This window comes from Streptomyces sp. NPDC050418 (genome assembly GCF_044458745.1).
Taxonomy (GTDB): Bacteria; Actinomycetota; Actinomycetes; order Streptomycetales; family Streptomycetaceae; genus Streptomyces.
In genome coordinates this window covers 22198-42349 of sequence record NZ_JBITIG010000012.1, presented here as the reverse complement: position 1 = coordinate 42349, position 20152 = coordinate 22198, and the positions used below count along the sequence as shown (strand labels likewise).

The following is a 20152-nucleotide window of genomic DNA, read 5'->3' as shown; positions in this document are numbered from 1 at the left end:
TTCGCGCGGGCCCCCGCGTTGTCCCGGCATGGACGCAGCAGGCAGGATGACCGTCATGACGCACACGATGCTGAAGGGGTCGAACGTTCCGCTCGAAGCGGCGGCGGTCCGTGCGGTGCTGCGCTGGGCCCCGAGCTCCGATGTGCCGGACGTCGACGCCTCCGCGCTGCTGCTCGGCGCGGACGGCCGGGTCCGCTCCGACGAGGACTTCGTCTTCTTCAACCAGCCGCGCCACCCCTCGGGCAAGGTCTGGCGGCTCGGCAAGAAGCGTCTCGCCGAGGGTCTCACGGACACGATCCAGGCGGATCTGGCGGGGGTCGACCCGGCCGTGTCCAAGATCCTCATCGTCGCGTCGGCCGAGGACGTGCCGTTCGGGCACGTACGGTCGCTGCGCATTTCGCTGTACGACGTCGCGCACAGCGGCGACAAGCCGTACGCCGTCTTCGATGTGAAGCCGGAGACCGGCAATGAGACGGCACTGATCTGCGGTGAGCTGTACCGCCGCAAGGAGGGCTGGAAGTTCCGCGCGGTCGGCGAGGGCTATCTGAACGGTCTGGTGGGGCTCGCCACCGACTTCGGCATCTCGGTCGACGAGTCCGACCACAAGGCGGAGGCACCCGCGCCCGCGCAACCCGCCCCGACGCAGCCCGCTCCCGCACAGCCCGCCCCGGTCCCGTCCCAGCCCGCCGCCCCGGCGCCCGACCCGCAGCCCGCCGCACAGCAGCCCCAGCCGCAGCCTCAGCCCGCGTACGGATACCCGCAGCAGCCGACGGCACCCGCGCCGCAGCCCGCGTACGGGTACCCGCAGCCCGCGTCGTCGCCGGAGCCGGCGTACGGCTATCCGCAGCCGGCACCCGTCGCGCCCGCGGTCCCTCAGCCCGCGCCCGACCCGAACTTCAAGCTGCCGCCGCAGGGCCCGCAGTTCATCCCTCGCTGAACACCGCCTACCGCTCCCCCACCTTCGACTTGAATCCGCGGCCCCACTGCAGGCCCCAGCCGTAGAGCCGGTCGAGCTCGGCCTGGAAGCCGTAGACGAACTTGACCTCGCGGCGGACGACCAGCTCCCCCTTGACGTTCTCCAGAGAGACCACGGCGCAGGAGCGTGCCTGCGGGGCGCGCTCGTCGTCGAGTTCGATCTCGATCCGCGGTCCGTTGCTGGGGTACATCGTGACCTTGGCGTGCGTCCGGTCGAAGGCCGGCGTCTGGTCGTAGATGTAGACGAAGACGAGCAGACGCTTGATGTCCTCGCGATGGTCGAGATTGATGTAGATCGTCTCGCCGGAGGGCGCCCCGAACCGGTCGTCGCCGCTGAGTTTCACATACGGCGGCGCGTTGAGGTTCCCGAAGAAGCTGCCGAGCGGCTGGACCACGCCCTTGGAGCCGTCCGTCAGCTCGTAGAGGCACCCGATGTCGAGGTCGACATTGACGACGCCCTGGGTGTGCGCCTGCACCACGTCGGGCTTGAACATCTTGAACGGATGCCGCAGCAGTCCGCTCTGCCGCGAGCGCCCCTCGATGTCGGACGTACGCATCCGCCATGACAGGTTGACCCGCAGATTGCCGGTGGCCGCCCCCTGCTTGCTGAGGGAGACCATGGGGTGCCGTTTGGTGAGCTCGATCGCGTTGGTCGCGGCGCTCCCCGACTCGAACTGACCTCCGCGCCCACGCCGCAGACCGTCCCAGAAGGACATTCCGCCCCCTACTTCCCTACGAGAACCACCCCGCTCCATGCCGCCGTGAACGGCGGCGGGGCGGCCCGAGGTTCGCACCTCGTGGCCGCCCCGCTTCAGAGCGTTCCCTGATTCACCCGGGGGTCACACCCCGGAGGAGACTTCCGACTTCTCGTCCGAGGCCGAGCCCTCTCCCCCACCGGCCGCGAGCTCCCGGCGGTTGCGCATCACCGACGACCAGAACGAGGCCGCGATCAGGAACACACCGATCAGACCGGTGATGATCTCGCTGATCTCGTGCTCGATCGTGATGAGCAGGATGACCGCGAGCGCACCGATCGCGTAGTGCGCTCCGTGCTCCAGGTACACGTAGTCGTCCAGGGTGCCCTGGCGGACCAGGTAGACCGTGAGCGAACGGACGTACATCGCACCGATACCGAGGCCGAGCGCCATCCAGAAGATGTGGTTCGTGATGGCGAAGGCGCCGATGACACCGTCGAAGGAGAACGAGGCGTCGAGGACTTCCAGGTACAGGAAGAGGAAGAACGCCGCCTTGCCGGCGAGGCCGACCGCGGAGATCTCCTTGCCCTCGGCCTTGGCCTTCTCCTCCTCCTCGTGCTCGCGCTCCTCTTCTTCCTCGAGCTTGTCCTCGAAGTAGCCCGAGAGACCGCCGACGACGAGGTACGTGATCAGACCGGCGACACCGGACAGGAGCACGGTGGCGGACTTGTCCGCGTAGCCGGTGCTGGTGTGGGCGTGGGTCGCGAAGGCCATCGTGGTGCCGAGCAGGGCGATCAGCGCGATGCAGACCGACAGCATGTCGACCTTGCCGAGCTTGGCCAGCGGGCGCTCGAGCCAGGCGAGCCACTTGATGTCCCGCTCCTCGAAGATGAAGTCGAGGAAGATCATCAGCAGGAACATGCCACCGAAGGCCGCGATGGCCGGGTGGGCGTCCGTGACCAGGGACTCGTACTGCTCGGGGTTGTCCATGGCGAGCTGGACGGCCTCGATGGGCCCGACCTTCGCACTGATCGCCACGATGACGACCGGGAAGACGAGCCGCATACCGAAGACGGCGATCAGGATGCCGATGGTGAGGAAGATCTTCTGCCAGAAGGCATTCATCTTCTTCAGGATTCCGGCGTTGACCACCGCGTTGTCGAAGGAGAGCGAGATCTCCATGATCGACAGGATCAGGACGAGGCCGAACGCCTCCCACCCCCACTGCCACGCTGCAAAAGCGAGGCCTACCGCCGTGACGGCGAAGGACCACCCGAAGGTTTTCAGGACCACTGGCTACCCAATCGTTGTGTACGGGTCTCCCCCGCGCCGCGCACGGCTTTACGAAACGTTGACCCCGAAGTCTAGAGCGATACCGCGCAGACCCGACGCGTACCCCTGGCCTACGGCCCGGAACTTCCACTCTCCGCCATAGCGGTAGACCTCGCCGAAGATCATCGCGGTCTCGGTCGACGCGTCCTCGGACAGGTCGTAGCGTGCCAGCTCCTGTCCGTCGGCCTGGTTCACGACGCGGATGAACGCGTTGCTCACCTGGCCGAAGGTCTGGCCGCGGTTGTCCGCGTCATGGATCGAGACCGGGAAGACGATCTTCTCGACGTTGGCCGGCACCTTGGAGAGATCGATGAGCAGCGACTCGTCGTCGCCGTCGCCCTCACCCGTGAGGTTGTCACCGGTGTGCTCCACCGAGCCGTCGGGGCTCTTGAGCTGGTTGTAGAAGATGAACCACTCGTCGCCGAGCACCCGGCCGCCCGCGCACATCAGGGCGCTGGCGTCGAGGTCGAAGTCGGCTCCCGTGGTGGAGCGTGCGTCCCAGCCGAGCCCGATCATCACCTGCGTGAGGTTGGGTGCGGCCTTGGAGAGGGAGACATTGCCTCCCTTGGCGAGCGTGACGCCCATTTCGTGTCCTCCCCGGATTGCGTGACGCGATGCTGCTGGTCGCGGTGGTGCTGGTCAAGGACGTCCGGCGCCGCACTGCTAGTGCGGCGCCGGACGAGGGCCGCCCCGGTCGGGGGCAAGGCCGGTGGTGCGTGCTGTCACGCACCGGTGTGCGTACGCGACGGACGGCAAGGAACGCGGCGTACGACGGGAAACCGGGTCGAACGTCAGACGTTCACGCCGAAGTCCTGCGCGATGCCGCGCAGACCCGACGCATAGCCCTGGCCGATGGCACGGAACTTCCACTCGGCGCCGTGCCGGTAGAGCTCGCCGAAGACCATGGCGGTCTCGGTGGACGCGTCCTCGGAGAGGTCATAGCGGGCGATCTCGGCGCCGCCGGCCTGGTTCACGACGCGGATGAACGCGTTGCGCACCTGGCCGAAGGACTGCTGGCGGTTCTCGGCGTCATAGATCGACACCGGGAAGACGATCTTGGTGATCTCGGCGGGCACGCCCGCGAGGTTCACGTTGATCTGCTCGTCGTCGCCCTCGCCCTCACCGGTGGTGTTGTCACCGGTGTGCTCGACGGAACCGTCGGGGCTCTTCAGGTTGTTGAAGAACACGAAGTTCGCATCGCTGCTGACCTTCCCGTCCTCCTGGGTCAGGATGGCGCTTGCGTCCAGGTCGAAGTCCTGGCCGGTGGTGGTACGGATGTCCCAGCCCAGACCCACCGTGATGGCGGTCAGGCCGGGGGCCTCCTTGGACAACGAGACGTTGCCGCCCTTGCTGAGGCTGACTCCCACGAGTCCTCCAAATAGTTACCAGGGGCAGCGCCCCCGTGGTGCGTTGGCATCGGATCAACGACTGGATCCTAGTGACGGGTTCCCGCGGCAAACAGGCTCTTCGCCGCAAGGATCATCACGGATCAGCCGTTCACCGGGAAGTCCCGGGAAAATCAGGGGATATCAGAGCTTGCCGAGCTCGGCGACGTACGCGTTCAGGTCGCGCGCGTCCGGCAGCTCGTTGACGACGCTCCAGCGCACGACGCCTTCCTTGTCGATGATGAAGGTGCCGCGCACCGCGCAGCCCTTCTCCTCGTCGAAGACCCCGTACGCCCGGGACGCCTCGCCATGCGGCCAGAAGTCGGACAGGAGCGGGAACGTGAAGCCCTCCTGCTCGGCGAAGACCCGCTGGCTGAACGGGGCGTCGCAGGAGACGGCGAGCAGCTGCACGTCGTCGTTGACGAACTGCGGCAGCTCGTCGCGCAGCGCGGTGAGCTCGCCCGTGCAGACCCCGGTGAAGGCGTACGGGTAGAAGACCAGCACGACGTTCTTCTCGCCGCGCAGGTCCGCGAGGCGGACCGGCTCCCCGTGCTGGCTCCTGAGAGCCAGGTCGGGAGCCTTCTCGCCGACTGCGATGGAGGAGGAAGCCATGCCTGGCCGTCCCTTCGTGAGCATCGTGACGCCGCGTGGGCCTGATCGGGTGAATCCCACCCTATGCGCCGCCGCCGACATCCACCCGTGCTGCCCGCGCGAACTCACCCGCACGCCCCGTTCGCGGCACGCGAAAACCCCCGCCGACCGAGGTCGGCGGGGGTGGTGCTCGGCAGTGCCCGTGGTCAGCGCTTCTTGGCGGCCTTCGGGGTGCTCAGACGGCTGGCCGTCCAGTCCTTGCCGGCGCTGATGCTCTTCGCGGCGGAGAGTCCGGCGGTGGTCGAGGCCTCGCCGATCTCGCTGGGCTCGACGTAGCCGTCGCGGCCGGTCTTCGGCGTCAGAAGGAGGATGGACCCGCCTTCCTCCATGTACGCGATGGCATCCACCAGCGCATCGGTCAGGTCCCCGTCGTCCTCACGGAACCAGAGCACCACGCCATCGGCCACATCGTCGTAGTCCTCGTCGACGAGCTCGGTGCCGATGACCTTCTCGATGTCCTCGCGGAGCTCCTGGTCGACGTCGTCGTCGTAGCCGATCTCCTGGACCACCTGCTCGGGCTGGAAACCCAGCCTGGCGGCCAGGTTCGTCTCCGCGTGGTCCGCGGTCGCGCTCACGGATTGCCTCCTGATCATGTTTTTCGGATGTCGTTGTCGCTTCGCGCGGGCGCGAAGCGTTGGCCGTAGTCCACACGGGCGGGGCGGATCGCGCAAGTACCCGGCCGCCGAGACCGCCGAAACGGTGACGATCCCGACCGTGTCACCGCAACTCAATGCCCGAATTCTCCACGATTGGTGATTCGTCCCACAGCGGTACGGCCCATCCGGGTCACGGGCCCGGATCGAGACCTGATCGGGACCTTCGGCCGCCGTCACGGGCCGAACGTCCCGGGGGACCAGGCCTTTTACGTGGGCGTATCGTTGCGATTCGGGCGACCCCGCGCCGCGGGCGCCTTCCTGCCCTCGTTACCGCTCGGTACAGATGACGTACACAGCACCTGGGTACACGATGGACAACGTGCCAGTTGGTCCACCGACAGCCCACCGACAGCGAAGGAACAGCGTGGCTTCCGGATCCGATCGCAACCCGATCATCATTGGCGGCCTGCCCAGCCAGGTCCCGGACTTCGATCCCGAAGAGACTCAGGAGTGGCTCGACTCGCTGGACGCGGCGGTCGACGAGCGCGGCCGTGAGCGGGCCCGCTACCTGATGCTCCGGCTGATCGAGCGCGCCCGCGAGAAGCGTGTGGCCGTGCCCGAGATGCGCAGCACGGACTACGTGAACACCATCGCGACCAAGGACGAGCCGTTCTTCCCCGGCAACGAGGAGATCGAGCGCAAGATCCTCAACGCCACGCGGTGGAACGCGGCGGTCATGGTCTCCCGCGCCCAGCGCCCCGGCATCGGCGTCGGCGGTCACATCGCGACCTTCGCCTCCTCGGCGTCGCTGTACGACGTGGGCTTCAACCACTTCTTCCGCGGCAAGGACGAGGGCGACGGCGGCGACCAGATCTTCTTCCAGGGCCACGCCTCGCCCGGTGTCTACGCCCGCGCGTACCTCCTCGACCGGCTCTCCGAGCAGCAGCTCGACGCGTTCCGGCAGGAGAAGTCGAAGGCCCCGTACGGGCTTTCCTCGTACCCGCACCCGCGTCTGATGCCGGACTTCTGGGAGTTCCCGACCGTGTCGATGGGCCTCGGCCCCCTCGGTGCGATCTATCAGGCGCGGATGAACCGCTACATGGAGCATCGCGGGATCGCGGACACCTCCAAGTCGCATGTGTGGGCCTACCTCGGCGACGGCGAGATGGACGAGCCCGAGTCGCTCGGCCAGCTCTCGCTCGCGGCGCGCGAGGGCCTCGACAACCTGACGTTCGTCGTGAACTGCAACCTGCAGCGGCTCGACGGTCCGGTGCGCGGCAACGGGAAGATCATCCAGGAGCTGGAGTCGCAGTTCCGCGGCGCCGGATGGAACGTCATCAAGCTGATCTGGGACCGCAGTTGGGACCCGCTGCTCGCCCAGGACCGCGACGGTGTGCTCGTCAACAAGATGAACACCACGCCCGACGGCCAGTTCCAGACGTACGCGACCGAGTCGGGCTCGTACATCCGTGAGCACTTCTTCGGTGACGACCACCGGCTGCGCGCGATGGTCGAGGGCATGACCGACGACCAGCTGCTTCACCTGGGCCGCGGTGGTCACGACCACAAGAAGGTGTACGCGGCGTACAAGGCGGCCCTGGAGCACAAGGGCCAGCCGACGGTGATCCTGGCGCAGACCGTCAAGGGCTGGACGCTCGGTCCCAACTTCGAGGGCCGCAACGCCACGCACCAGATGAAGAAGCTGACGGTCGACGATCTGAAGCACTTCCGCGACCGGCTGCACATCCCGATCGCGGACAAGGATCTCGAGGGCGGCGCCCCGCCGTACTACCACCCGGGGCGTGACTCCGAGGAGATCCAGTACATGCACGACCGCCGCAAGAGCCACGGTGGTTTCGTGCCGAGCCGGATCGTGCGGGCGAAGCCGCTGCAGCTGCCGGACGACAAGGTCTACGCGACGGCCAAGAAGGGCTCGGGGCAGCAGTCGATCGCCACGACGATGGCGTTCGTGCGCATCCTCAAGGACCTGATGCGGGACAAGGAGATCGGCAAGCGCTTCGTGCCGATCGCGCCGGACGAGTACCGCACGTTCGGCATGGACGCGTTCTTCCCGAGCGCCAAGATCTACAACCCGCTGGGGCAGCAGTACGAGTCCGTGGACCGTCAACTCCTGCTCGCCTACAAGGAGTCGCCGACCGGGCAGATGCTGCACGACGGCATCACGGAGGCCGGCTGCACCGCGTCGCTGATCGCCGCGGGTTCGGCGTACGCCACGCATGGCGAGCCGCTGATCCCCGTGTACGTCTTCTACTCGATGTTCGGTTTCCAGCGCACCGGCGACCAGTTCTGGCAGATGGCCGACCAGTTGGCGCGCGGATTCGTCCTGGGTGCGACCGCCGGACGGACGACGCTGACCGGTGAGGGTCTGCAGCACGCGGACGGCCACTCGCATCTCCTCGCGTCGACGAACCCGGCCTGTGTCGCGTACGACCCGGCGTTCGGCTTCGAGATCGCGCACATCGTCAAGGACGGTCTGCGGCGGATGTACGGCGAGAACAGTGAGGACGTCTTCTACTACCTCACCGTCTACAACGAGCCGATCCAGCACCCCGCCGAGCCCGAGAACGTGGACGTCGAGGGCATCCTCAAGGGCCTCCACCTCTACAAGAAGGGCGAGGCGGGCACGATCCCGGCGCAGATCCTCGCGTCCGGTGTCGCGGTGCCGTGGGCGATCGAGGCGCAGCAGATCCTCGCCCAGGAGTGGAACGTCAAGGCGGACGTCTGGTCCGCGACCTCCTGGAACGAGCTGCGGCGCGACGCCGTGGACGCGGAGGAGCACAACCTCCTGAACCCGGAGGAGGAGCAGCGCGTCCCGTACGTGACGCGGAAGCTCTCCGGCGCCGAGGGTCCGTTCGTGGCCGTCTCCGACTGGATGCGGTCCGTTCCCGACCAGATCGCGCGCTGGGTGCCTGGGCGGTACAACTCGCTCGGTGCGGACGGCTTCGGCTTCGCGGACACCCGTGGTGCGGCCCGTCGCTTCTTCCACATCGACGCGCAGTCGACCGTCCTCGGTGTGCTCACCGAGCTCGCCAAGGACGGGAAGATCGACCGCTCGGTCCTCAAGCAGGCCATCGACCGCTACCAGCTGCTCGATGTGGCGGCGGCCGATCCGGGGGCGGCGGGCGGCGACGCGTAAGCGCCGTACGCGCCCTCCGCGCCCTCCGCGCGTGAAGATCGCCTGGTGAGGGCGGTGGGACCTGGTGGTCCCGCCGCCCTTATGCGTTGTTTACGATGCGCGCTATGGCAGGCCTGAAGGAACAACCGCTGCAGATCCGCTGGGAGAACCGGACCCAGCGCCCGCTCCTCGCGCTCGCGGTCGCGTTCGCCGTGGCGTACGCGGTGCCGATCGCGGCACCGGGGGTGCCTGGCGGGGTGAAGAGTGCGTGTTCCGCGGTGGAGCAGGCGGTCTGGGCCACGTTCGCCGCCGACTATCTCGTCCGGCTGGTGCTCAGCCGACAGCGTCTTCACTTCGTACGGCACCACTGGCTGGATCTGCTGGCGGTGCTGCTGCCGTTGCTCAGGCCCTTGAAGCTGCTGCGGCTCGTTTCCGCGCTGGTGCTGGTGGGGCGGCGGGCCCGGATGGCCACGCAGATCAAGCTGACCACCTATGTCGGCGGTTCCGTCGTCGGTCTGCTGGTCTTCGGGTCGCTCGCCGTGCTCGAAGTGGAGCGCAATGCGCCGGACGGGAACATCAAGACGCTCGATGACGCGCTGTGGTGGTCGTTCACGACGATGACCACCGTCGGGTACGGGGATCATTCGCCCACGACCGGGCTCGGCCGCCTCCTCGCCGTGGGCCTGATGATCTCGGGTATCGCCGTACTCGGTGTCGTCACGGCCAACATCGCCGCCTGGTTCATCTCCCGCTTCGAACAGGACGACGCCGAGGAGCGCCGCCAGACCGAGGCGATCCTCGCGCTGACCGACGAGGTCAAGGCGCTGCGGGCACAGGTGGCGTCCTTGTCGGACGCGTCCGACGGCCGCGGGGCGGCCCCGGTGCCAGGGCCTTCGGCGCCGCCCGCGGCGGAGGAACCGGTCAGCTCTCCCAGATCTTGAACGCCCTCACCTTGTAAGGGGACTCGGGCGCCCAGGTGCCTCCCCCGCGCCCCGGATACGTCTCGAAGTCGCCCGTCTCCTCGCACTCGGCCGACTGGTATGTGGTGACCGGGCGGGCCGTCCGGTTGACGAGGGCCGCCGCGCTGCCCCCCTCCGGCAGCGCGGTGCAGGCCTCCGTCGTGAGCTCGGTCAGTTCGTACGTGGTGCGGGCGCCGCCGTAGTCCGGCGCCGTCCACAGGCAGAGCTCCCCGGGGCCGCAGCCCGCCCGGTCCTGGCCCGGTGGTGCGGCGCCCGCCGGCGCGGCCGCGGTGGCGAGTGCGGCCACTCCCAGGACGGCCGCGGTGATGGTCGTACGGAGTTGAGTCGTCGTCGTACGCATGGTCCTGAACCCCCGTGTCGTGTCGGCCCGCCGCTCTCGGCCGGTCCGTCTGCGCCACTGTGACCTGCGGTGTCCAAGGCCCGGAAGGGGGTTCGGCGGCCGTCACCCTGATAGGGGAAATCCCGGGCCGCGAGTTCCGGACGGACGAGATCCCGGGCAAGGGAAATCCCCGCCGGGCGACCCGACGGGGATTTCACGGGCTACTGCGCAAAGCGCGCGACCTCAGATGTGGCCGACGCCCGCACCGGCTTCCGCGTTCGCACCGCGCTTCGTGAGGAGCGCGACGAGGACGGCGACCGCGGCGACGCCCGCCGCGACCAGCGAGGCCAGCTGCATGCCCGACATGAAGGTGTCGTGCGCGACCTTCGTGATCGGCTCGATCATCTCCGGCGGGGTCTGCTTCGTGAGCGGCGGGACACCGACCTGGACGGCCTCGGAGGCCTGCGCCAGCTGGGCGTCGGTCAGCGGCGGCAGGCCGGCGCCGGTCCAGTTGCCCGCCAGGTCGCTGTCGACCTTCGAGGCCATGACCGCGCCGAGCACCGCGGTGCCCAGCGAGCCGCCGATCTGCATGGCGGCCTGCTGCAGTCCGCCGGCCACGCCGGACAGCTCCAGCGGGGCGTTGCCGACGATGACCTCGGTCGCGCCGACCATGACCGGGGCGAGGCCCAGGCCGAGGCAGGCGAACCAGATCGACATGGTGAGGCTGGAGGTACCGGTCTCCAGGGTGGACATGCCGTACATCGCGAGGGCGGTGAGGATCATGCCGCCGGCCAGCGGGATCCGCGGGCCCATCTTGGTGATCATGGCGCCCGCGAGCGGCGAGCCGACGATCATCATGCCGGTGAGCGGCAGCAGGTGCAGACCGCTGTCGACCGGGCTCATGCCGTGCACGTTCTGCAGGTAGAAGGTGACGAAGAACAGGCCGCCCATGAAGGCGATGGCCATGAGGACCATCAGGACCACACCGGCCGACAGCGGCACGGAGCGGAACAGGCCCATCGGGATGAGCGGCTCCTTGACCTTGTTCTCCCAGAGCGCGAAGACGAGGAACGCGACGAGCGAGCCGCCGAGGAACAGCCAGACCTTGCTGTCGCCCCAGCCCCACTCGGGGGCCTTGATGAGCGCCCAGACCAGGCAGAACATGGCGCCCGAGAGCAGGACGATGCCGGGGACGTCGAAGGAGCGCGGGGCGTTCTCGGCGCGGTGGTCGCGCAGGATCACGAGGCCGAGGACGAGGGCGATCAGACCGACCGGCACGTTGATGAAGAAGACCGACTGCCAGCTGACGTGCTCGACGAGCACGCCGCCGAGGATCGGGCCGCCGGCCGTCGAGGCGCCGATGACCATGCCCCAGATGCCGATCGCCATGTTGAGCTTCTCGGCCGGGAACGTGGCGCGGAGCAGACCGAGCGCGGCCGGCATCAGCAGCGCACCGAAGAGGCCCTGGAACACCCGGAAGATGATGACGAGTTCGACGCTGTTGGACAGACCGATCGCGCCGGACGCGGCGGCGAAGCCGACGACGCCGATCAGGAACGTCTGGCGGTGGCCGAAGCGGTCACCGAGCTTGCCCGCGGTGATCAGGGTGACCGCGAGGGCCAGGAAGTACGCGTTGGTGATCCACTGGACGTCGGCGAAGCTCGCGTTCAGCTTGTCGGCGATGACGGGGTTGGCGATCGCGACGATGGTGCCGTCCAGGGCGACCATCATGACGCCGATGGCCACGGCGAACAGGGTCAGCCAGGGGTGGCCGCGCAGCCCCTTGGCCGGAGTCGGATCGGTGACCGCGACCGGCGGTTCCGGGGCGTTGCCCGCCTTTTCGACGGTGGTCTGACTAGTCATGGGAAAAGGCTAATGACAGCCACTGACAGTTGACAACGTCAGCCAGTAGTCGGTAACTGTCACGTTGCTCACAGGTATGGTGAGCCCGACATTTACGGCACAAGGACGGCAGAAAGAGGGCCATGGGGTGACGACCGAGGCCATGGGGCTGCGGGAGCGCAAGAAGCAGCGCACCCGCGACGCCCTGGTGCGCGCCGCGCTCGAACTCTTCACGTCCCAGGGGTACGAGCGGACGACCGTCGACGAGATCGTCGCCGCGGTCGACGTGTCGCAGCGCACCTTCTTCCGCTACTTCGCGGGCAAGGAGCAGGTGGTCTTCGCCGTCCAGGAGATGGTCGAGGCCCGCTTCGTGGAGTCGCTGCGCGGACGCCCCGCCGACGAGCCGCCGTTCGAGGCGCTGCGCCGGGCCGTTCTCGACGCCTGGGAGTCGATCGGCGAGTCGATCGAGGCGCTCGTGCCGGTCGAGATGTACATGCGGGTCTTCCGGATGATCGAGTCGACGCCCGCGCTGCTCGCCGTGCAGATGCGGCGCACCGTCGAGACCGAGGAGGAGACGGTGCGGATCCTCGCCGCGCGCGAGGGCCTCGACCCCGACGTGGACCCGCGGCCGCGTGTCGCGGTCGCCGCGTTCGGCGGGGTGATGCAGCTGGCGGGCCGCCGCTGGGGCGCCGGCGAGGAGATCAGCGTGGAGTCGATGCGGCGCATGACGGCGTCCCTGCTCGAACAGCTGGAGCCGGCCCTGGCGAAGGACTGGCGTACCGCCCGGGACTGAGCGGCCGGCCCCGTAAGCGATCCGCGGCGCTCGCGCCCACCGGCCCTGTAACCGGAACTTCCGCTTACACTCCGTGATCACCACACTGCGGTGTGCCCGTTTTAGGCCGATCATCCGGTACGTAACGTGATCCGCGCCACGGTCCGTGCGGCGGGCCGCCCCGTTCTCCTAGGGTGGCCGGATCGTGACTTCTTTCGACTCGACGCCCTCCCTGAATGTCTGGCGCGCCCTCCTCGCCGTAGCCGTCGTCTTCGTCATGCTGACCGCCACCGGCTGGACCGCCGTCCGCAGCAAGGGCCGGTCGACACCGCTCGAAGCGGCGGTCGACGCGTGGAACCGCGGTGGCATCGACGGCCGCAAGCTGCCCGACCCGGACTCCCCCGCCCAGCGCATCTCCCGCTTCTTCGCCTCGCTCGACGACGCACAGCAGAAGCGCCTCGCCAAGCGCTACTCCCTGGTCGTCGGCAATCTCAACGGGGTACCCGTCAAGCTGCGCTACCAGGCGAACCGCCACTCCTTGCGCGCGGCGATCCCCACCGCGCGCGAGCGGATGCGCGACACCCGTCTCACCGAGAGCGGCAGACGCGAGGCCGGGCGCCTGGCGAACCGCTTCGAGTCACTGCTCCGCCCCGGCCGCGACATCCTCGCCTTCGACCCGTCCGGCCGCGGCCGCGTCGCCGAGGTGCTCGGGGACCTGGAGAAGGCCGAGCGGATCTCCGTGGTGGTGCCCGGCGTGGACACGGACCTGCTGACGTTCCAGAAGACCTGGGGACGGTACGGGGCCACCTCGGGCATGTCCCGCTCGCTGTACCGCACCGAGCGCGCCGAGAGTCCCGGCACGAAGACCGCGGTGATCGCCTGGGCCGACTACACCGCGCCGGCCGGGGTGGGCATGGACGCCTTCACCGTACGGCGGGCGCAGGACGGCGCCGAACGGCTCGACGCGATGGTGCGCGCACTGCCCGGCAAGGCGCCGACGGCGCTGTACTGCCACAGCTACGGTTCGGTCGTCTGCGGACTCGCGGCGCCCCGACTCCCGTCCCGCGTCCGGGACATCGCGGTCGCGGGCAGCCCCGGGATGCGCGCCGAGACCGCCGACGACCTCGGCACCGACGCACGGGTGTGGGCGGTGCGCGACGCCGACGACTGGATCGCGGACGTGCCGCACCTCGAGGTCGGCAGCTTCGGCCACGGTGTGGACCCGGTGTCCGAGGAGTTCGGCGCCCGCGTGCTCTCGGCCGAGGACGCCGAGGGGCACACCGGGTACTTCGAGCCGGGCACGGAGAGTCTGCGCAATTTCGCGCGCATCGGGGTCGGCCGTCTCGACGAGGTCAGTTGCGCAGACGGCGGGGATGCCTGTCGCACCCGGGTGTGACGGCTTTCAGACCATACGGAGCTCCCTGACCCGGACGTCTCCGTTCCGGCGTACGCCGGGCACGTTGCGCGGCACCAGGCACTGACCGGGCCTGGCCGACGCGCGTAGAAGTCCGTCATTCCGGGATGACGCCGGAATGCTTCGAGGGGGGACGTACAGGCGCATGCCGCATACGATGAGCCGCATGGGTGACGTACTGGCCGGATTTCATGCCACCTGGGAGTTCGACTCGGACTCCGTGCTCATCCGCTTCGAACGGGGGATCAGGACGCCGAAGTTGTTCCAGGCGCTCGGTGAACGCCGCATCCCGCATGGGGCGTTGGCGGATGTGACCTTGTCCCCCGGCAAGCGGGGCACGGTGGTGCTGCATGCCGTACCGCGGTCCGGCGCCGATCCGTTGATGGAGACGGCGGCCGGGCAGCTCAAGGACGGCTGCGACCCGTACCGGCTCGTGCTGCCCGCCGAGCGCGAGACGCTCGCCGAGTACTACCGGGACGAGCTGCGCGCGCTGCTGCCCGCCTCGTCCGGGCCCGCCGACCACTTCCTCGTGGCGCCGCCCGAGGGCCCGGTGCACTTCAAGGCGTACGACGGGAAGGCCTCGTTCGACGGGAAGGCGGTGAGCTTCCGCTGGTTCTGGACGGGGGCCTCGTCGGCCAAGTGGAAGGCGGGCGACCAGACCTTTCCGCTGGCCGATCTCAGCGGGGTCGAGTGGCGGTCGCCGGAGATCTTCGACGGCTATCTGCGGCTGATCCGGCGGCCCGGCTCGGTCGTCCAGCCCGCGCAGGCCGACCAGGATCCGGCCGCGGTCGTGTTCGGGCTCGGCTACGGGCCGGTGCACGAGTCGCTGCCGTTCGCGGCCTCGGTGCTCGCGGCGACGCGTGCGCGGGGTACGGCGGCGGTCGCGGCGGCGCTGCCGTCGGCGCGACGGGATCCGGCGGACATTGCGGAAAGGATCCGTCACCTCGGGGAGCTGCACGGGGCGGGGCTCCTTACCGACGAGGAGTTCTCGTCGAAGAAGGCGGAGCTGCTCGCCGAACTCTGAGCGGGCCGCCTGGCCACGGCGGATGTCATACCGGGGTATGAGTTCCGGAGCGGCTCCGCGGTATGACGCCGGATGACGGCTCCGCTGCCTACGCTGATCAGGCCATGAACGACACCCAGCGGCCCTCGCCCGACGAGCGCACCCAAGAGACCGGTTCCCGACGCCTCGCGCTGCGGGAGCGGCTGGCGCGCCTGCGCGTACGGCCCCCGAAGGACGGGAGCACGGGGCGGTCTTCCCCGACCGCGCCCGGCCTCCCGGCAGACGGGACCCGGGTGCACTGGAGTGCCGTCAAGGAAGGCTTCCGTGAGTTCGGGATCGCGCTGACCACCCCGGCGGCCGCCGGGCGCGCGCCGCTCGCGCAGGCACCCAAGCTCTGGGTGCGGCTGTCCCCGTACGTCGTCGTCTTCGCCTTCGTGGCCGCGCTGCTGCCGGTCACCGTCACGGTGCTCGTCCAGGACTACAAGCTCAGCGGCGGACTCGCCGGCGGCCTCGCCGTCGCCCAGACGCTGCCGCTGCTGCTCGCCCTGACCCGCCCGCTGCACGCGTGGTGGGTGATCTTCTCGGCGGATGTCGTCGGCGCGTTCGCGCTGAACGCGAGCGCGCAGATCGACGGACGCTCCTGGCCCTGGCCCCCGGCGGTGATCGTCGGGTACGTGCTCCTGATGGTGCTGCTCGGGCTGCGCGAGAGCCGGCGGACACTCATCGCGGTCTTCCTGGTCACCGCCGTGGGCGGGATCTTCTTCGAGCAGCTGTCGCAGGAGAACAGCGACGGGTCCTGGGTCCTGATGCTGGTCCTGGCCGGCGTGGCGCTCGTGGTGACGTACTCCCTGCGGCTGCGCGGCGAGGCGCAGGCGAAGCTGGCCGAGCAGGAGACGATCAGCGCGGCCGAGCGCGCGCAGCGCACGCTCCTTGAGGAACGGGCCAGGATCGCCCGGGAGCTGCACGACGTCGTGGCGCACCATATGTCGGTGATCACGGTGCAGGCGGACACGGCGCAGTACCGGCTCGCGAACGTGTCGCCCGAGGTGCAGAACGAGTTCTCCGAGATCGCGGCCGCCGCCCGCGAGTCGCTCACCGAGATGCGCCGGCTGCTCAAGGTGCTGCGCAACGAGGAGGCGCAGGCCGAGCGCACCCCGCAGCCCGGGCTCGGCCGGCTGCACCAGCTCGCCGAGGCGACCCGGCGGGCCGGTGTGGAGGTCGAGCTGGCGGTCGGCCCGGGTCTCGACGGCGCGGTGCCGCAGGCCGTGGACCTCTCCGCGTACCGCATCGTGCAGGAGGCCCTGTCGAACGTGATCCGGCACGCACCGGGCGCCGGTGCGCTGGTCGAAGTGGATGTCGAGGACCGCGAGTTGAGGGTGACGGTCACCAACGGGCCCGCACGCAAGCCGCTTTCCGTCCTGGAGACCTCGGGTACGGGGCATGGCCTGGTGGGCATGCGCGAGCGCGTACGGTTGACCGGTGGCTCGCTGGACGCGGGCCCGCACGGGGACGGCGGGTTCCGCGTCGCGGCGCGCATTCCCCTGAGCTGACCAGGCGTTTCGTTACCCCGTTCCGGGAAGGCAGACCGTGACCATCCGCGTGCTCATCGTCGACGACCAGGCCATGGTGCGGGCGGGGTTCGCCGCGCTGCTCGCCGCGCAGAGCGACATCGATGTGGTGGGACAGGCCGAGGACGGCAGGCAGGGAGTGGAGCTCGGCCGTTCCACCCACCCCGACGTCGTACTCATGGATGTGCGGATGCCGGAGATGGACGGTCTGGAGGCTGCACGGCAGCTGCTCGATCCGCCGCCCGGAGTGACGCACCGCCCGAAGGTCCTGATGCTCACGACCTTCGACGTCGACGATTACGTGTACGAGGCGCTGCGGGCCGGGGCCTCGGGCTTTCTGCTCAAGGACGCGCCGCCCGCGGACCTGATCTCGGCGGTACGGATCGTCGCGGCCGGGGAGGCGCTCCTTGCGCCCTCCGTGACGCGGCGGCTCATCGCGGACTTCGCGAAGCAGCGGCCCGCGCAGCGGCGGGATCCCGCGCTCAAGCTGAACGGGCTGACGCCGCGGGAGGCGGAGGTGCTCGAGCTGATCGCGCGCGGGCTGTCGAACCAGGAGATCGCGGCGCATCTGGTGCTGGCCGAGCAGACCGTCAAGACGCATATCGGGCGGGTGCTGTCGAAGCTTGATCTTCGGGATCGGGCGCAGTTGGTGATCTTCGCGTATGAGGCTGGGGTTGTCGTTCCCGGGGACCAGTAGCCCTGGTCTCGTGCGGTGCCGGTGCCGCTGCGTTGGTGGCGCGGGTCGTTGACTTGGCGCCTGCCGGGGTGCCGCTGTGCCCACCCGTGCCGCCCTGCGGCACGACTGCCCACAGCTGGAGGAGTCCACTAGCACCCCTAGTACTGGGGTATCAGTCGCAGCTTGGCTCCGGGGTGTGACGACCCGCCACCCACCGTCTTCCTACCTTCCCTCCGTCAGCAGGACGACGGATGGAAGCGAAGGGGAGACGGGCCATGGGGCTGCAGGCTTGGAAGGTGCGCGGCAAGAGGACTCTGGTCGCCGCCGCGCTCAGCGCGACGCTCGTCGCGGGCACCGCCGGCTGGGCCGCGGGCAACCAGCAGACGCCCGTCACCGGCCCCGTCCCGGGCGTCAGTTCCTGGCGCGCCGACCGTGCGCTCGGGCAGCGGCTGCCGGACCCGGCGACCGCGAAGCCCACCGCCGTCGCCGCGTTCTTCGCCTCGCTGAGCGGGAGCGAGCGGCAGGGTCTCGCCGACCGGCACCCGCTGGTCGTCGGCAACCTCGACGGCGCCCCCGTCACCCTGCGGTACGAGGCCAACGCCCGCGCCCTGAAGGAGGAGCGGGCCAAGCAGCTCTCCCGCGCCGAGGACACGACGCTTCCCGCGCGTGACCGCGACGCGGCCCGTGCCCGCGCCGAGCGCTACGGCGCGCTCCTCGCGCCCGGCCGGCAGATCCTCGCCTTCGACCCGCGCGGCCGCGGCCAGGTCGCCGAGGTGTACGGGGAGTTGGCGGGCGCGCGCCATGTCTCGGTGATCGTGCCGGGCTCCGACATCGACCTGAACACCTTCGACCGTACGACCGATCCGTACGGCACCCCCACCGGCATGGCCCGTTCCCTGTACGCGGCCACCGGGCACCGCGGCGCGGTCATCGCGTGGGCCGGGTACACCACACCGGTCGGCATCGGCCCGGACGCCGCCACCGGGCGGCTCGCCGAGGCGGGCGCCCCGCGTCTGGCCCGGTTCGTCCAGGGCCTGACGGCCGCCGGCGCCCCCGGCCCCGCGGTCTTCTGCCACAGCTACGGCTCGGTGGTCTGCGGCGAGGCCGCGTCCGACCTGCCCGCCGCCGACCTCGTCGTGGCCGGTTCGCCCGGGATGCGGGCCGACGACGTGGCGGACCTCGGTACGAAGGCGCAGGTCTGGGCCGCGAAGGCATCCGACGACTGGATCGACAACGTGCCGAACGTCGAGCTCCTGGGGCTCGGCCACGGCGAGGACCCCGCGGACCCCGCGTTCGGCGCCCGCACCGTACCGACGGCCGAAGTCGACGGCCACACGGGCTACTTCGCGCCCGGCACCGACTCCCTGCGCGCCTTCGCGCGGATCGCCCTGGACGAGCAGGCCTGAGCGCCTCCCCCGCCAACCCCCCGTACTTCTCAGGAATTCGAGGACCTCCCGATGACCACGAACACCGCACTCGCCCCGCGACCAGCCCCCGAAGCTCGTACGGCCGAGACCACCGAGACGACCAGGAAGTCCAGGTCTCCCAAGGCACTCCGCACGCTCCGCAAGACCGCCGCGAGCATCGACGCCCGCACCCCCGAGCACCGCGACCGCGCCATCGACGGGCTGCGTGCCCTCGCGCTTCTCGCCGTGCCGCTCGGGCACTGGCTGCTCGGCGGCTTCCGGCTCGACGGCGACGGGGCGCTGACCAACGCCAGCCCCCTGTCGAGCTTCGCGTTTCTCGCGCCGGCGAGCTGGGTGCTGCAGATGCTCGGCATCTTCTTCCTGGTCGGCGGCTATGCCTCGGTCCTGTCGTACCGCCGTTCGCTGGCGCGCGGCGAGTCCACCGGCGGCTGGCTGCGCGGCCGCGTGGCGCGTCTGGGCCGTCCCGTCCTCGGCGTGACCGCGGTGTGGGCGGCGGCGCTTCCGGTGCTCTACGCGCTGGGCGTGTCCGGCACGACGCTGCACACCGGGGCGACGCTGGTCATCCAGCCGCTGTGGTTCGTCGGCGTGTATACGGTGATCACCGCGCTCACCCCGTACTGCGTCCGCGCCGCCGAACGCCTCGGCGCCTGGGCCGCCGCGCCGCTGCTCGGCTCGGTCGCCGTCGTGGACTTCCTGCGGTACGGACCCTTCGGCGACTCCATGCCGTCCTGGCTGAGCCTTCTCAACCTGCTGCCGGGCTGGATGTTCGCGTACCAACTGGGCGTCAGCTGGGGCGAGAAGAAGCTCGGCCGCCGTGGGGCGTGGCTGCTGCTCGTCGGCGGTACGGCGCTGTTCGCGCTGCTCCTGATCGCCTTCCACTACCCGGCGTCGATGGTCGGCGTCCCCGGTGAGGCCCGCACCAACTCGCACCCGCCGTCGCTGCTCGTGCTCGCCCTGGCCGCCGCGCAGAGCGGTGCCGCGATCCTGCTGCGCGACCGGCTCGGGCGGCTTCTGAAGCGGCCCGCGCTGTGGGCGCCGGTCGTGGTCATCAACCTGTCGGCAATGACGATCCTGTGCTGGCACCAGACGGCGATGTGGAGTGCGGCGACCGTCGGTTCGTTCTTCGGGACCGTCGGCGGGCTGACCACCGCGCCCGAGACCTTCGCCTGGATCGCGGCGCGCATCGCCTGGCTGCCGGTGTTCGCGGGGCTGCTCATCGCGCTCGGCGCGTGGGCCCGGCGCTTCGAGGCGCCGTGGGCCGTGGGTTCGCGTGCGGCCCGGATGCGGCGGGTGGCGGCGGGTCTGCTCGCCGCCGGGTTCGCGGTGTTCGCGCTGGGTCTGGCGTGAGCGGCGCGTCCGGCCCGGGACGGGGTCCACCAGG

Annotated in this window: 18 protein-coding genes; 10 read left to right on the top strand and 8 right to left on the bottom strand. The window is 69.8% G+C overall.

Translation table 11 applies throughout. The features are described from left to right. Positions 1-55 precede the first annotated feature (55 nt). Complete coding sequence (locus ACIBI4_RS27205) at positions 56-937, top strand: TerD family protein (RefSeq protein WP_399206696.1); 882 nt, start codon at positions 56-58, stop codon at positions 935-937. Positions 938-944: 7 nt separating this feature from the next. Here the strand turns inward: ACIBI4_RS27205 and ACIBI4_RS27200 are convergent, their stop codons facing one another. The 6 genes from ACIBI4_RS27200 to ACIBI4_RS27175 all read right to left on the bottom strand — a co-directional run bounded on the left by ACIBI4_RS27200 (position 945) and on the right by ACIBI4_RS27175 (position 5613). Then, positions 945-1691, bottom strand: a complete 747-nt coding sequence (locus tag ACIBI4_RS27200; RefSeq protein ID WP_399206694.1) for a Tellurium resistance — start codon at positions 1689-1691, stop codon at positions 945-947. Positions 1692-1814: 123 nt separating this feature from the next. Further along, positions 1815-2963 (bottom strand): DUF475 domain-containing protein, encoded by a 1149-nt coding sequence (locus tag ACIBI4_RS27195; protein ID WP_399206693.1) that lies wholly within the window; start codon positions 2961-2963, stop codon positions 1815-1817. A gap of 48 nt (positions 2964-3011) precedes the next feature. Next, complete coding sequence (locus ACIBI4_RS27190) at positions 3012-3587, bottom strand: TerD family protein (protein WP_399206692.1); 576 nt, start codon at positions 3585-3587, stop codon at positions 3012-3014. A gap of 206 nt (positions 3588-3793) precedes the next feature. Continuing rightward, complete coding sequence (locus ACIBI4_RS27185; protein ID WP_399206691.1) at positions 3794-4369, bottom strand: TerD family protein; 576 nt, start codon at positions 4367-4369, stop codon at positions 3794-3796. Positions 4370-4531: 162 nt separating this feature from the next. After that, entirely contained in the window at positions 4532-4999 is a 468-nt protein-coding gene (locus ACIBI4_RS27180) for a peroxiredoxin (protein ID WP_399206690.1), read from the bottom strand. Between the two features lie 185 nt (positions 5000-5184). After that, positions 5185-5613, bottom strand: a complete 429-nt coding sequence (locus tag ACIBI4_RS27175; protein ID WP_399206689.1) for a DUF3052 domain-containing protein — start codon at positions 5611-5613, stop codon at positions 5185-5187. Between the two features lie 445 nt (positions 5614-6058). On the opposite strand from ACIBI4_RS27175, the gene aceE reads away from it, so the two are divergent. After that, complete coding sequence (aceE, locus tag ACIBI4_RS27170; protein ID WP_399206688.1) at positions 6059-8791, top strand: pyruvate dehydrogenase (acetyl-transferring), homodimeric type; 2733 nt, start codon at positions 6059-6061, stop codon at positions 8789-8791. Positions 8792-8895: 104 nt separating this feature from the next. Beyond that, positions 8896-9711 carry a potassium channel family protein gene (locus ACIBI4_RS27165; RefSeq protein ID WP_399206687.1) on the top strand — a complete coding sequence of 272 codons (816 nt, stop codon included), beginning with the start codon at positions 8896-8898 and terminating at the stop codon, positions 9709-9711. Here the strand turns inward: ACIBI4_RS27165 and ACIBI4_RS27160 are convergent. Further along, complete coding sequence (locus ACIBI4_RS27160) at positions 9692-10090, bottom strand: peptidase inhibitor family I36 protein (protein WP_399206686.1); 399 nt, start codon at positions 10088-10090, stop codon at positions 9692-9694. The two genes, ACIBI4_RS27165 and ACIBI4_RS27160, sit on opposite strands and share 20 nt — an antisense overlap. A 222-nt stretch (positions 10091-10312) precedes the next feature. Further along, a complete protein-coding gene (locus ACIBI4_RS27155; protein WP_399206685.1) occupies positions 10313-11932 on the bottom strand; it encodes an MFS transporter in 1620 nt (539 codons plus the stop codon). A 142-nt stretch (positions 11933-12074) separates the two neighbouring features. Here ACIBI4_RS27155 and ACIBI4_RS27150 point away from each other — a divergent pair, with 142 nt between their 5' ends. The 7 genes from ACIBI4_RS27150 (at position 12075) to ACIBI4_RS27120 (ending at position 20118) form a co-directional block, all read left to right on the top strand. After that, entirely contained in the window at positions 12075-12704 is a 630-nt protein-coding gene (locus tag ACIBI4_RS27150) for a TetR family transcriptional regulator (RefSeq protein ID WP_399206921.1), read from the top strand. 184 nt (positions 12705-12888) lie between these two features. Beyond that, positions 12889-14079 carry an alpha/beta hydrolase gene (locus ACIBI4_RS27145; protein ID WP_399206684.1) on the top strand — a complete coding sequence of 397 codons (1191 nt, stop codon included), beginning with the start codon at positions 12889-12891 and terminating at the stop codon, positions 14077-14079. A gap of 184 nt (positions 14080-14263) precedes the next feature. Continuing rightward, entirely contained in the window at positions 14264-15121 is an 858-nt protein-coding gene (locus ACIBI4_RS27140; RefSeq protein WP_399206683.1) for a DUF4429 domain-containing protein, read from the top strand. A gap of 191 nt (positions 15122-15312) precedes the next feature. Then, a complete protein-coding gene (locus tag ACIBI4_RS27135; RefSeq protein ID WP_399206920.1) occupies positions 15313-16650 on the top strand; it encodes a sensor histidine kinase in 1338 nt (445 codons plus the stop codon). Positions 16651-16687: 37 nt separating this feature from the next. After that, a complete protein-coding gene (locus tag ACIBI4_RS27130) occupies positions 16688-17365 on the top strand; it encodes a response regulator (RefSeq protein ID WP_399206682.1) in 678 nt (225 codons plus the stop codon). A 254-nt stretch (positions 17366-17619) separates the two neighbouring features. Continuing rightward, a complete protein-coding gene (locus tag ACIBI4_RS27125) occupies positions 17620-18750 on the top strand; it encodes an alpha/beta hydrolase (protein WP_399206681.1) in 1131 nt (376 codons plus the stop codon). Between the two features lie 51 nt (positions 18751-18801). After that, entirely contained in the window at positions 18802-20118 is a 1317-nt protein-coding gene (locus ACIBI4_RS27120) for an acyltransferase (RefSeq protein ID WP_399206680.1), read from the top strand. The last annotated feature ends 34 nt before the right edge of the window (positions 20119-20152 follow it).